A 15,356-nucleotide genomic window follows, 5' to 3' on the forward strand; every position below is an offset into this window, starting at 1 on the left:
CATAGCCAACTGCGCGCAAGTATGCGGTGCGGCGATGAAATCGTCACCGCTTCGCCGGGCGCAAACGTGACGGCCGCCCCATAAGGGCGGCCGTTGTTCACGGATCAGCTGTTGTTGTGGTCGACCTTGATGGTTGGGTCGCTGCCGGCAATCAGGTTGTGAATGTTGGCGCTCGACCAGTTGTTGCCTTCCAGTTTGATCGTCACGTCCGGTGTTGCAGCAGCGGCGTCGGCCGAGTTGAACTTGCCGCCCGAGCTGACTTGCAGCGACGACACGCCATCGACCGTGGTGATCTTCAGGAAGTTGTCGATGGTGCTGCCGGTTTCGCCCTGCAACAGATCACGCAGGTCGATACGGTCACCTTCGGCAGCCTTGAAGTCCTTGATCACATCAGTGCCGGTGTCGCCCGATTTCCAGACAAAGGTGTCACCACCCGAACCACCGATCAGGATGTCGTTGCCCTGGCCGCCGATCAATGTGTCGTTGCCGGTGCCGCCGAGCAGGATGTCATTGCCTTTGCCGCCGTCGAGCAGGTCGTTGCCGCCCGAGCCGAACAGGATGTCATTGCCCGCGCCGCCCAGCAGGGTGTCGTTGCCGTCATGCGCACCGGACACATCGAACGCCTGATAGTGCTCGGTGACGTACTGGTGCACGTTGCTGGTGGTGACTTTGCTGACGTCGACGCCGGTTTCCTTGGCCACGAACGCCTGCATCGCCTGATAACCCTCACCGGCAATGCCGTTGAAGCTCACCAGATCGCCAAACAGGATGTCGTTGCCGTCGCCACCGCTGACGGTGTCGTTGCCCGGCATCGTCGCTTCGGTGTGGCCGATGATCGAATTGGCCAGATCTTTCGGATCGATGTTGGTCTGCGGCGTCTTGTCCGAATCGTACGGTTTCAGGTCGTTGAGGCTGACGCCGCTGTTGAGGCCGATGGCTTCAACGTTCGACAGACCGCTGAGCAATGCGAAGCTGCTCGTCGAGTTGTCGGTGGTGGCCGTGGTGGTGCTGCTGCCGGTACCCGAGAGGTTGGAGAACTCATAGGTACCGTCGCCCTGAGCGTGCAGCGTGCCGAAGGTCTGGTACGACCAGTTGCTGCCCGACTTGCTCCAGACCGTCACGGAACCCGTCGCACTGATATCGATCTGGTGCGTGCTGTCTGGATACAGACTGACGGCTGTGCCCAACTTGTAGTTGCTGGTGGTGATCAGGCTGTCGAGGGTTTTGTTGCCGTACAGGTACGGGTTGGTCGACTCGCTGCTCTGGTAGTAGGTCGGCTGACCATCGGTAATGAAGTACGTGAGGTTCTTCGCACCGGTGTTGGCCACCGCTTCAGCGCTCTGGAAGAAGTTGGCCGTGGTCTTGAACACGTCCTCGTAGTTTGTGCCACCGCCGGACGTCATCGAGTCCAGCACTGCCTTGAGTTTGGTCAGGGCGTTGGGGTCGTTGAGGTTCACCGACACCGACTGTTTGACCTGGGTATCGAAGTCCACCAGGAAGATGTTCACCGTGCCCGAGTTGCTGCCGCCCAGGCTTTGCTTGAGGGTGTTGAACACCGAAGTCAGCGAGTCCTTCGCGGCGTTGAGCGACGAAGTGCTCATGCTGCCCGAGCTGTCGACCATGAACGCGATGTTGTAGTTGGTGCCCGGCACCACGGTCAGACCACCGATGTCAGCCACGACGATGTCGTTGCCGTCAGTCCCGGTGACGGTGTCGTCACCTGAAGTCGCGGTCACGGCGTTGTAGACCGCCGGCACCACGGTGACCGGAATGGTCGCTGTGCTGCTCGCCGAACCGCCCACCGCTTCGGTGGAAGTCGAGGTGACGGTCAGGTTGAACTGGCCGTTGTAGTAGGTCGGCGGGGTCACGGTCAGGCTGCCGAGGTTCCAGCCGGTGACGTTGGCCTCGCCATTGCTCGCGGTGACGGTGAAGCTGTGGCCTGCGCCGTCGCTCAGCACCGAACCGACCGGCGCGCCGCTGATCTTCACGCTCAGGGTTTCCGAGCCGTCGGTGTCGGTCAGCGCGGTGGAGACTGCCGACAGTTTCACCGTGGTGCCTTCGGCGCCAGTGTTGAGCTTGTAGCCGTCGTAATAGCCTTCGCCGTTAGTGCCGTGCAGATCGGAGACAGTCACACCGGCATTCACCAGATCCTTCACGCCGGTATAGATCGGCACGCCGGCGCTGCTCAGGTCGACTGCTGCGCCGCCGTTGATCGACAGGTTGACGTCGTAGCTGCCCGGGCCGCTCTGGTTGTGGTGGTAGATGTCCAGGGTGTAGTAGCCGCTGGTGGTCGGAGTGAACGAACCATTGAGGTTACCGCCCGCGCCCCACGTGATCGAGGCCACGTTCTTGCCGCCGATGGTGACCAGCAAGCTGTCATCGCCGACACCGCTGAAGGTGTAGGTCTTGCCGGCTTCCAGATAGATCAGGCCCGACGTTTTCGAGGCGGTACCGGCGGTCACGCTGCCGTCCGACTGCACGTTGTTCACGGTGCCGCTGGAGTTCGGTGTGCCGGCGCCGTCGATCACGTTTTTCAGCGTGGTCGAATCCGCGCCGTTGCCGTTGGTGCCCAGACCCGACAGACCGGTCCAGACTTCCTTGATCAGCCCGGTGGACTTCACGCTGTTGTCGGCCACGCTCACGGTCGGGGCATCCGCCACTGGCGTGATGTCGATCTTCACGGTGCCGGTGTTGCCCAGCAGTTGGCCGTCGGTTGGCTGGAACTTGATCTGCGCGTAGTCAGCCTGGTTGTTGCCCAGGCCGGTGCCGCCGTAACCGTTCACGCCTGACTCGTTGGCATCCGGCATGAAGCGCAGTTTGCCGGCGTCGATGTCAGCCTTGCTGAAGGTCTGGTTGTTGGCGACGTCTTTCCAGGTCGAACCGTCCAGGTACTGCAGTTTGCCTTCGCCCGGCAGCTGGGTGATTTTCACCCCGAGGCTGCTGGCCGGGCTGTCGACGTCGGTCACACCAAAGGTCGACCAGCCGAGGATCAGCGGGGTGTCTTCGGTGCCGGTGACGTTGACTGGCGCTGCGACTGGCGCGTCGTTGACTGCCACCACGTTGACCGTGGTGGTCGCGGTGTTGGAGTAGTTACCACCGTCAGTTACGGTCACGGTGATGATCCGCGGCACAGTGCTCGGGTCTTCACTGCTGTTGGTGAAGCTGATGTTCTTGATGGCCTGCATGTAGTCGGCCAGTGTCGCGTTGCCCGACAGGGTCAGGGTCACCGTGCCGTTGGTGCTGTTGGCATTGATGGTGATGCCATTGACGCTGTTGCCCAGGTTCAGCGCATCGCCGTCCTGACGATTGGTCAGCACCACAGTCGCGCCAGTCAGCATGGTGCTGTCCGGGTCGGTGATTCTGATATCGGTGTCGGCAATCGACACACCCGCGCCCGGAGTGTTTTCGGTGAAGGTCACCTTGTAGTCGGCACCGGTTGCACCGCTGGAGTTGTTGGCGTCCAGATCGATGACCGGTGGCGCATCGTTGTCGATGATCGAGGTGCTGACGCTGCCATTGGTGCCGCTGACTGCGAGGTTCTCGAAGTTGCCACCGGTGGCTGAGTCGATCTTGACCACGAAGTTCTCGGTACCTTCGGTGATCTTGTCATTGATGGTCGCGACGTTGAACTGCGCACTGCTGGCGCCTGCGGGGATCTTCACGGTGTACACGCCAGTGAAGTCCGAACCGTCGGCAGCGGTACCGCTGTAGACGATTTTCAGGGTCACTTCGGTTTGCGCCGGGTGGTTCAGGCTGACGGTGTAGCTGGCGGTCTGGCCTTCGGTCACCGAAGTGCTGCCGGTGATGCTGACCGTGGTGGTGTCGACGGTGTCGGTGACGCTGGTCACGGCTGGTGTGTTGCTGGTTACCAGGTTTTCAAAGCCGCCGCCGCTGGTGCCGGTGATGCTCGCCTGCACGGTGCCGGCGTCTTTGTAGACGTCGTCAGCCGGAGCCGGGACGGTCACGGTGCCCGTGGTTTTGCCCGCTTCGATGGTGATCACCGAGCCGTTCGACAGCGTCACGGTCACTGGCGAACCAGCAGCGTTGGTCAGGGTCGCGGTGTAGGTGATCTGTCCACCTTCGGCCACGGTGCCCGTGGAGCTCAGCGTCAGGTTGGTGGTGTCGACGGTATCGGTCACGGTGGTGCTGACCGGAGTTTTATCGGCGACGAGATTCTCGTAGTTACCGCCAGTCACGTTGGTGATCGAGTTGGTCAGCGGCGCGTGGCCGGTCAGCGCATCGTTCGGTGCGGTGGTGGTCACGGTGCCAGTGGTTTTGCCTACTTCGATAGTGATGTTCTGACCGTTGGCCAGGGTCACGGTGACTGGCGAGCCGGTGACTGGAGCGCCCACAGTGGCGGTGTAAGTGACAGTGCCACCCTCGGCCGTTGTACCGGTCGCGGTCAGTCTGACGGTGGTGGTGTCGATGGTATCGGTGACGCTGGTCACGGCTGGTGTCGTGCTCGGCACGAGGTTTTCGAAGTTGCCGCCGGTGGCGGTGCTGATCGTTGCCTGAACGGTGCCGGCGTCTTTGTAGACGTCATCCGTTGGAGCAGGGACGTTCACGGTGCCAGTGGTTTTACCGGCGTCGATGGTGATCACAGCGCCGTTCGACAGGGTGACGGTCACTGGCGAGCCAGCAGCGTTGGTCAGCGTCGCTGTATAAACAATCGAACCACCCTCGGCCACCGAGCCAGTCGCGCTCAGCGACAGATTGGTGGTGTCGACTGTGTCGGTGACGGTAGTCGAAACCGGAGTCTTGTCGGCAACAAGATTCTCGTAGTTGCCGCCGCTGACATTGGTGATCGAGTTGGTCAGTGGAGTGTGGCCAGTCAACGCATCGTTCGGTGCGGTGGTGGTCACGGTGCCAGTGGTCTTGCCGATGTCGATAGTGATCTGCTGACCATTGGCCAGGGTCACGACGACAGGCGAGCCAGTCACTGGCGCGCCCACGGTCGCGGTGTAGACGACGTTACCGCCTTCTGCCGCAGTGGCGGTTGCGCTCAGTTTCACTGACGTGGTGTCGATGGTGTCGGTGACGCTGGTCACCGCAGGCGTCGTGCTCGGGACCAGGTTTTCGAAGTTGCCACCGGTGGCGGTGCTGATCGTTGCCTGAACGGTGCCGGCGTCTTTGTAGACGTCATCCGTTGGAGCAGGGACGGTCACGGTGCCAGTGGTTTTACCGGCGTCGATGGTGATCACAGCGCCGTTCGACAGGGTGACGGTCACTGGCGAGCCAGCAGCATTGGTCAGCGTCGCTGTATAAACAATCGAACCACCCTCGGCCACCGAGCCAGTCGCGCTCAGCGACAGATTGGTGGTGTCGACGGTGTCAGTCACGGTGGTGCTGACCGGAGTCTTGTCGGCGACGAGATTCTCGTAATTGCCGCCGGTCACGTTGGTGATCGAGTTGGTCAGTGGCGTGTGACCGGTCAACGCATCGTTCGGTGCAGTCGTGGTGATTGTGCCAGTGGTTTTGCCCACTTCGATGGTGATGTTCTGACCATTGGCCAGAGTCACGACGACAGGCGAACCTGTTACTGGCGCACCGACGGTTGCGGTGTAGACGACGTTGCCGCCCTCTGCCGCAGTAGCCGTTGCCGTCAGTTTCACGGTGGTGGTGTCGATGGTATCGGTAACGCTGGTCACCGCAGGCGTCGTGCTCGGCACCAGGTTTTCGAAGTTGCCACCCGTGGCGGTGGTGATCGTGGCCTGAACGGTGCCAGCGTCTTTGTAGACGTCGTCGGTTGGCGCTGGAACGGTCACGGTGCCGGTGGTTTTACCCGCTTCGATAGTGATCACCGAGCCGTTGCTCAGGGTCACGGTCACTGGCGAGCCAGCGGCGTTGGTCAGAGTCGCGGTGTAGGTGATCTGGCCACCCTCTGCAACCGAGTTTGTAGCACTCAGAGACAGGTTGGTGGTGTCGACGGTGTCGGTGACGGTGGTCGAAACCGGCGTTTTGTCGGCCACGAGGTTTTCGTAGTTGCCGCCAGTCACGTTGGTGATCGCGTTGGTCAGTGGAGCATGACCGGTCAACGCATCGTTTGGTGCGGTGGTGGTCGCGGTGCCAGTGGTCTGGCCGACACCAATGGTGATGGTCTGACCGTTGGCCAGCGTTACCACAACTGGCGAGCCAGTCACTGGAGCACCGACCGTGGCGGTGTAGACGACGTTGCCGCCCTCTGCCGCAGTAGCCGTTGCCGTCAGTTTCACGGTGGTGGTGTCGATGGTATCGGTAACGCTGGTCACGGCTGGCGTCGTGCTCGGCACGAGGTTTTCGAAGTTGCCACCCGTGGCGGTGCTGATCGTTGCCTGTACGGTACCGGCGTCTTTGTAAACGTCGTCAGCTGGTGCCGGAACGGTCACGGTGCCAGTGGTTTTACCGGCGTCGATGGTGATCACAGCGCCGTTGGACAGGGTCACGGTGACTGGCGAGCCAGCGGCGTTGGTCAAGGTTGCGGTGTAAACAATCGAACCGCCCTCGACTACGGTACCGGTCGCGCTCAGCGAGAGATTGGTGGTGTCGACAGTGTCGGTGACATTGGTCGAAACCGGGGTCTTGTCGGCCACCAGGTTCTCGAAGTTGCCACCTGTTACGTCAGTGATCGAGTTGGTCAGCGGAGCGTGGCCAGTCAATGCGTCGTTTGGAGCCGTGGTGGTCGCAGTACCGGTGGTCTGGCCAACGCCAATGGTGATCGTCTGACCGTTGGCCAGGGTTACGACGACCGGCGAGCCAGTGACTGGCGCGCCGACAGTCGCGGTGTAGGTGACGTTGCCACCCTCAGCAGTCGACTCTGTCGCTGTCAGTTTGACGGTGGTGGTGTCGATGGTGTCGGTGACGTTGGTCACTGCCGGTACGGTACTCGGCACCAGGTTTTCGAAGTTGCCACCGGTCGCGGTCGAAATGGTTGCTTCGACTTTGCCGGCGTCTTTGTAAACGTCGTCGGCTGGCGCAGGAACAGTCACCGTGCCGGTGGTTTTACCGGCCTCAATGGTGATCACTGCGCCGTTGGACAGGGTCACGGTGACTGGCGAGCCGGCCGCGTTGGTCAGGGTTGCGGTGTAAACAATCGAACCACCCTCGGCTACGGTACCAGTTGCGCTGAGCGACAGGTTGGTGGTTTCGACGGTATCGGTGACCGTGGTCGAAATCGGGGTCTTGTCGGCCACCAGATTCTCGTAATTGCCGCCGGTTACACCGGTGATCGAGTTGGTCAGCGGCGCCTGACCGGTCAGTGCATCGTTCGGTGCAGTGGTGGTCACGGTGCCGGTGGTTTTACCCACTTCGATGGTGATGTTCTGGCCATTTGCCAAGGTCACAACAACCGGCGAACCGGTGACTGGCGCGCCAACCGTCGCGGTGTAAGTGACAGTACCGCCTTCAGCCACTGACGTATCGGCCGTCAGTTTGACCGTCGACGTATCGATGGTGTCGGAGACGTTGGTGACGGCTGGAACAGTGCTCGGCACCAGGTTCTCGAAGTTGCCGCCCGTGGCGTTGGTGATAGTTGCCTGTACGGTACCGGCGTCTTTGTAGACGTCATCGGCAGGCGCAGGAACGGTCACTGTGCCAGTGGTTTTACCCGCTTCGATGGTGATCACGGCGCCGTTCGACAGCGTCACGGTCACTGGCGAACCAGCGGCGTTGGTCAGGGTCGCGGTGTAAGTGATCTGGCCACCCTCGGCCACGGAGCCGGTCGCACTCAGCGACAGGTTAGTCGTGTCGACGGTGTCGGTGACAGTGGTCGAAACCGGTGTTTTGTCGGCAACGAGGTTTTCGTAGTTGCCGCCAGTCACGCCGGTAATCGAGTTGGTGATCGGCGCTTGGCCAGTCAGCGCGTCGTTCGGCGCGGTGAAGGTCACGGTGCCTGTGGTTTTACCCACTTCGATGGTGATGTTCTGACCATTGGCCAGGGTAACGACAACCGGAGAGCCCGTTACCGGCGCGCCAACAGTCGCGGTGTAGGTGACAGCGCCACCCTCAGCCGCCGACTCGGTCGCAGTCAGTTTGACGGTGGTGGTGTCGATGGTGTCGGTGACGTTGGTGACGGCTGGAACAGTGCTCGGCACCAAATTCTCGAAGTTGCCACCGGTTGCCGTGGAAATGGTCGCCTCGACCTTGCCGGCGTCTTTGTAGACGTCATCGGTTGGCGCAGGAACTGTCACGGTGCCAGTGGTTTTACCGGCCTCGATGGTGATCACGGCGCCATTGGAAAGCGTCACGGTTACCGGCGTGCCTGCCGGGTTGGTCAGCGTTGCGGTGTAAACGATCGAACCGCCTTCAGCCACCGAGTCGGTCGCGGTCAGGTTCAGGTTGGTGGTGTCGGTGGTGTCCGACACGGTGGTGTCGGCGGACTTGCCGTCGACCGCCAGTTTTTCGTAGTTGCCGCCAGTAGCGCCGTCGATGGTCACGCTCAGGGAGCTGCCGCCCGCCAATGGGCTGTTCGGCGCGACGAAGTTCACGGTGCCAGTGGTTTCGCCGACCGCGATGGTGATGGTCTGGCCGTTGGACAGCGTCACCACGACTGGCGAGCCGCTTACTGGCGCGGTCACGGTCGCGGTGTAGACCACGGTTTCGCCTTCGGCGACGTTCGTGGTGGCGGTCAGCGATACGGTGGAGGTGTCGATGGTGTCGTTGACGGTGGTCACCGCCGGCACAGTGCTCGGCACCAGATTCTCGAAGTTGCCGCCGGTAGCAGTGGAAATAGTCGCTTCGACTTTACCGGCATCTTTGTAGACGTCATCGGCTGGCGCCGGAACGGTCACGGTGCCGGTAGTTTTACCGGCCTCGATGGTGATCACGGCGCCGTTGCTCAGCGTCACGGTCACTGGCGTGCCGGCAGCGTTGGTGAGGGTCGCGGTATAGGTGATCTGGCCGCCTTCATTCACCGAACCGGTAGCGCTGAGCGACAGGTTGGTGGTGTCGGTGGTGTCGGTCACGGTGGTGCTGACCGGGGTTTTGTCGGCCACGAGGTTTTCGTAGTTACCGCCAGACACGCCGGTGATCGCGTTGGTCAGCGGCGCATTGCCGGTCAATGCATCGTTCGGCGCCGTGAAGGTCACGGTGCCGGTGGTTTTGCCGACTTCGATGGTGATGTTCTGACCGTTGGCCAGGGTCACGACAACCGGCGAACCGGTAACTGGCGCGCCGACAGTCGCGGTGTAAGTGACGGTGCCACCTTCCGCCGCAGACTCGGTAGCGGTCAGTTTGACGGTCGAGGTGTCGATGGTGTCAGTGACGTTGGTCACGGCTGGCGTGGTGCTTGGAACCAGATTCTCGAAATTGCCGCCAGTAGCTTCTTTGATGGTGACTTCGACTTTGCCGGCGTCTTTATAGACGTCATCGGCAGGCGCAGGAACAGTCACGGTGCCAGTGGTTTTACCCGCCTCGATGGTGATCACCGAGCCGTTCGAAAGCGTCACGGTTACCGGCGTGCCGGCCGGGTTGGTCAGTGTCGCGGTGTAAACAATCGAACCGCCCTCGGCCACGGAGCCGGTCGCACTCAGCGACAGGTTAGTGGTGTCGACGGTGTCGGTCACAGAGGTCACGGCCGGCGTCTTGTCGGCAACCAGATTCTCGTAATTGCCGCCGCTGGCGTTGTCGATCTTCACGCTCAGCGTGTTGCCGCCGGCCAATGCATCGTTCGGCGCAGTGAAGTTGACGCTGCCGCTGCTGGCGCCGACCGGGATGGTGATGGTCTGGCCGTTGGACAGGGTCACGACAACCGGCGAACCGGTCACCGGAGCAGTCACGGATGCGGTGTAAACCACCACGCCACCTTCAACGGTGCCGGCGGTGGCGGTCAGCGAGACGGTGCTGTTGTCGATGGTGTCGGTGACGTTGGTCACCGCTGGTGTCTTGTCGACGACCAGGTTTTCGAAGTTGCCACCGGTAGTCTTGGTGATGCTGGCGTCGACTTTGCCGGCGTCCTTGTACACGTCATCGGCCGGGGCCGCGACGGTGGCGGTGCCGGTAGTCGCGCCTTTGGCGATGTTGATCACCGCGCCGTTGCTCAGGGTCACGGTCATGGCCGTGCCGGCTGCATTGGTCAGGGTCGCGGTGTAGATAATCGAACCGCCCTCGGCGACCGAACCGGTGGCGCTCAGGCTGATATTGGTGGTGTCGACCGTGTCGGTGACGGTGGTAACCACCGCCGAGCGGTTGGCATCGACCTGCTCGAAGTTGCCGCCGCTGTGGCTGGCAATCGCGGTCTGCACCTTGCCGCCGTCGATGTACGGGGTGTTCGCCGGCGCTGCGAAGTTCACCGAGCCGCTAGTGGCGCCGGCAGCGATGTTGATCACCGCGCCGTTGGCCAGGGTCACGGTCATGGCGGTGCCGGCCGGATTGCTCAGGGTCGCGGTGTAGGTAATCTGGCCACCTTCGCTGACGGTGTCGCTGGCGCTCAGGGTCAATGTGGTCTTGTCGACGGTGTCATTGACGGTGGTGCTGACCGGGGTCTTGCTGACGTCGAGCTTCTCGAAGTTGCCGCCAGTGGCATCGGTCATGGTCACGGTGAGCTTGCTGACGTCTTTGTAGACGTCATCGCTCGGCGCCGCGATGGTCACCGAACCGCTGGTTTTACCAGCCTCGATGGTGATGGTCTGGCCATTGCTCAGGTTGACGGTCACCGGGGTTTGCGCGGCGTTGGTCAGGGTCGCGGTGTAGGTGATCGACGTGCCTTCGAGCACATAGCTTTCAGCGCTGAGGGTGAGGTGCGTGGTGTTGACGGTGTCGGCGACGTTGGTCACCGCTGGCGTCGGATTGGCCACCAGGTTTTCGAAATTGCCGCCCGTGGTCTCTTTGATCGTCACTTCGACTTTGCCGGCATCTTTGTAGACGTCATCGGCTGGCGCCGGAACGGTTACGGTGCCGGTAGTCTTGCCAGCTTCGATGGTGATGGTCGAGCCGTTGCTCAGGGTCACGGTCACCGGGGTGCCGGCCGGGTTGGTCAGCGTAGCGGTGTAGACGATCTGCCCGCCTTCGTTGACGTTGCCGGTGGCGGTCAGCGAAACGGTGGTGGTGTCGACGGTGTCGGTGACGGTGGTGCTGACCGGGGTTTTGTCGGCCACGAGGTTTTCGTAGTTGCCGCCGCTGACGTTGGTGATCGAGTTGGTCAGCGGTGCATGACCGGCCAATACGTCGTTCGGTGCAGTGGTGGTGACGGTGCCAGTGGTTTTACCCACTTCGATGGTGATGTTCTGGCCGTTGGCCAGGGTCACCACGACGGGCGAACCGGTCACCGGAGCGCCAACAGTCGCGGTGTAGGTGACGGTGCCACCTTCAGCGGCAGTTTCGGTAGCGCTCAGTTTTACCGTCGAGGTGTCGATGGTGTCTGTGACGTCGGTGACGGCCGGAACGGTGCTTGGCACCAGATTCTCGAAGTTGCCGCCCGTGGCGTCCTTGATGGTCACTTCGACTTTGCCGGCGTCTTTGTAGACGTCATCGGCAGGCGCCGGAACGGTCAAGGTGCCAGTGGTTTTGCCCGCTTCGATGGTGATGACCGAGCCGTTGCTCAAGGTCACGGTCACCGGCGAGCCGGCGGCGTTGGTCAGCGTCGCGGTGTAGACGATCGAGCCACCCTCGGCCACGGAGCCGGTCGCGCTGAGCGACAGGTTAGTCGTGTCGACAGTGTCGGTGACGGTGGTCGAAACCGGCGTCTTGTCGGCCACGAGGTTTTCGTAGTTGCCGCCGCTGACGTTGGTGATCGAGTTGGTCAGTGGGGCTTGGCCAGTCAGCGCATCGTTCGGTGCGGTAGTGGTGACGGTGCCTGTGGTTTTGCCGACTTCGATGGTGATGTTCTGACCGTTGGCCAGGGTGACAGTCACTGGCGAACCGGTCACTGGCGCGCCCACAGTGGCGGTATAGGTGACGGTGCCACCTTCAGCGGCCGACTCGGTGGCGGTCAGTTTTACGCTGGTGGTGTCAACGGTGTCGGTGACTTCGGTAACGGCTGGAACGGTGCTTGGCACCAGATTCTCGAAGTTGCCGCCCGTGGCGTCCTTGATGGTGACTTCGACTTTGCCGGCGTCTTTATAGACGTCATCGGCAGGTGCCGGAACGGTCACGGTGCCGGTGGTTTTGCCCGCCTCGATGGTAATGACTGAGCCGTTGCTCAGGGTCACGGTGACTGGCGAACCAGCGGCGTTGGTCAAAGTCGCGGTGTAAGTAATCTGGCCACCTTCAGCCACGGAGCCGGTAGCGCTCAGCGACAGATTGGTGGTGTCGGTGGTGTCAGTCACCGTGGTGCTGACTGGCGTCTTGTCGGCAACGAGATTCTCGTAATTGCCGCCCGTCACGTTGGTGATTGCATTGGTCACCGGGGCCTGGCCAACCAGCGCATCATTCGGCGCAGTCAAGGTCACGGTGCCGGTGGTTTTACCCACTTCGATGATGATGTTCTGGCCGTTGGCCAAGGTCACCACAACCGGTGAACCGGTAACCGGCGCGCCAACGGTGGCGGTGTAGGTGACGGTGCCGCCTTCAGCAACCGAGGTGTCTGCAGTCAGTTTGACGGTCGAAGTGTCGATGGTATCGGTCACTTCGGTCACGGCAGGCGTGGTGCTCGGAACCAGGTTCTCGAAGTTGCCGCCGGTGGCCTTGTCGATGGTCACTTCTACTTTGCCGGCGTCTTTATAGACGTCATCGGCAGGCGCCGGAACGGTCACGGTGCCCGTGGTTTTGCCCGCTTCGATGGTGATCACCGAGCCGTTGCTCAGCGTCACGGTAACCGGCGAACCGGCAGCGTTGGTCAACGTCGCGGTGTAAACGATCGAACCGCCTTCAGCCACGGAACCAGTCGCGCTCAGGGACAGATTGGTGGTGTCGACGGTATCGGTGACGGTGGTCGAAACCGGGGTCTTGTCGGCCACGAGATCTTCGTAGTTGCCGCCAGACACGCCAGTGATCGAGTTGCTCAGCGGTGCATTATCGGTCAACGCATCGTTTGGCGCGGTGAAGGTCACGGTGCCGGTGGTTTTACCGACTTCGATGGTGATGCTTTGACCATTGGCCAGGGTCACCACGACCGGCGAACCGGTCACTGGCGCGCCAACGGTGGCGGTGTAAGTGACGGTGCCGCCTTCAGCCACCGACGTATCGGCGCTCAGTTTGACGGTCGAAGTATCGATGGTGTCGGTCACTTCGGTTACGGCTGGGGTGGTGCTCGGAACGAGGTTCTCGAAGTTGCCGCCGGTGGCGTCCTTGATCGTCACTTCAACTTTGCCGGCGTCTTTATAGACGTCATCGGCCGGCGCCGGAACGGTCACGGTGCCAGTGGTTTTGCCCGCTTCGATGGTGATCACCGAGCCATTGCTCAGGGTCACGGTCACCGGGGTTTGCGCGGCGTTGGTCAGGGTCGCGGTGTAAACGATCGAACCACCTTCAGCCACAGTACCGGTCGCGCTCAGCGACAGATTAGTGGTGTCGACCGAGTCGGTAATGGTGGTGGTCGCTGGCGTCGGGTTCGGCACCAGATTTTCAAAGTTGCCACCGGTAGCGCCGGTGATGGTGGTGCTGACGGTGCTGCCATTGTTGTAGACGTCGTTGGCCGCAGTCGGCACGTTGACGCTGCCGCTGGTTTTGCCAGCTTCAATGGTGATGGTCGAGCCGTTCGACAGGGTAATGGTGACCGGCGTTTGCGCAGCGTTGGTCAGGGTTGCGGTGTAGGTGATCTGGCCACCTTCGACGACGGTGCCGGTCGCGGTGAGGCTGACGCTGGTGGTGTCGATCGAATCGGTAACGGTGGTGGTCGCTGGCGTGGTGTTCGGCACCAGGTTTTCGAAGTTGCCACCTGTGGCGCCGGTAATCGTCGTGCTGACGGTGCCGCCATTGTTGTAGACGTCGTTTGGCGCGGTCGGCACGTTGACGGTGCCGGTAGTCTGGCCCGCGCCAATGGTGATGGTCGAACCGTTCGACAGGGTGACGGTGACCGGGGTTTGCGCCGGGTTGGTCAGGGTCGCGGTGTAGGTGATCTGGCCGCCTTCGACGACGCTGCCGGTGGCGGTCAGGGTCAGGCCGGTGTTATCGATCGAGTCGGTGATGGTGGTCACCGCCGGTGTCGGGTTCGGCACCAGGTTCTCGAAGTTACCGCCCGTGGCACCTGTAATGGTGGTGGTGACGGTGCTGCCGTTGTTATAGACGTCGTTGGCCGGGGTCGGCACGTTGACGGTGCCGGTGGTCTGGCCGGCGCCGATGGTAATGGTCGAGCCGTTCGACAGGGTGACGGTCACCGGGGTTTGCGCCGGGTTGGTCAGGGTTGCTGTGTAGGTGATCTGCCCGCCTTCGGTAACGCTCGGGCCGGCCGTCAGGGTGACGGTGGTGGTGTCGAGGGTGTCGGTGACCTGAGTCGTGGCCGGGGTGGTTGGCGGGGTCACAGTGATGCCGTTGCCGCCAGTGGTGCCGGTGACGGTCACGTCGATCTGGGTCGGGTCGTTATAAACGGTGTCGTTCGGCGCCAATGGCACGTTGACGGTGCCGGTGGTGGAACCGGCCGGGATCACGATCACCGCGCCGTTCGACAGGGTGATGGTCAGGTCGGTCAGCGGCGCTTGGGTCAGGGTCGCGGTGTAGACCAGCACGCCGCCGGCTTCGGTGATGGTCGGCGTGGCGCTGAGGCTCAGGGTCGACTCACGCAGGGCGTTGGTGGTGGTGTCGGTGGTCTGGCCGCCAGTGATGTCTTGCGCAATTTGGCCCGCAGCGTTGATGCCCGCCGTAGGGAAACCAATGGTCGGATCAACGCGGCCCGCCGTGGCATCGAGCATCACGAAGCTGTGACCGCCACCCGCCGCGCCGCCCCTACCTGCGGCGGTTGCGCCGGCAGCGGTGGCTTCAAGTGCGGTAGTCGGGTCGACGCCCGCAGCGATGGCTTGCTGCAGTTCTTCTACCGACGGCGCCGCCTGCGCGGTGGCTTCGGCCAGGTCAGTGCTGGAGTCGGGCGCGTTGGCGCTCCACTGGGTTTCACGGCCCAGATCCAGGGTGCGGCCATCAGCCAGTTCCAGCGACACGGCGCCCGACAGACCGGTGTCGATCTGATCGCCGACAAACAGTCGGTCGCCTTCAACGAGTACGCGACGTACGCCCTCTGGGGACACCACGAATACCTGACCGACAATGCTTTTGACGATGGCAACAACACTGCTCATTGAAGACTCTCCGGGGTGTCACGTTCAGTTGACTTCCATGGACCTGATGGCATGGATGCCGATTCAGTCTGGACGTACTTTAAAAATTTGCTAAACAAGTTTTGACGCATGCGATCGTCAATAATTTGGCTATATTCTTTCGCGATTAACTTTATGCCAAACTATTGACCTTATGGGTGCCATCCTAAACAATCGCCCCACTAATGTCACATTGAT

General features: G+C 61.9%; 1 protein-coding gene. It reads right to left on the reverse strand.

The window, feature by feature from the left end:
- Positions 1–104 precede the first annotated feature (104 nt).
- On the reverse strand, positions 105–15,140 hold the full coding sequence (locus tag ACIOVB_RS02900; RefSeq protein ID WP_401264654.1) for a LapA family giant adhesin: 15,036 nt from the start codon (positions 15,138–15,140) through the stop codon (positions 105–107).
- Between the last annotated feature and the right edge of the window lie 216 nt (positions 15,141–15,356).

The organism is Pseudomonas sp. NPDC087639 (assembly GCF_044743385.1).
Lineage (GTDB): Bacteria > Pseudomonadota > Gammaproteobacteria > Pseudomonadales > Pseudomonadaceae > Aquipseudomonas.

What these genes read in the sequence shown, in the direction of transcription:
- ACIOVB_RS02900 (WP_401264654.1), bottom strand. Translation starts at nt 15,140, where the DNA reads ATGAGCAGTGTTGTTGCCATCGTCAAAAGCATTGTCGGTCAGGTATTC.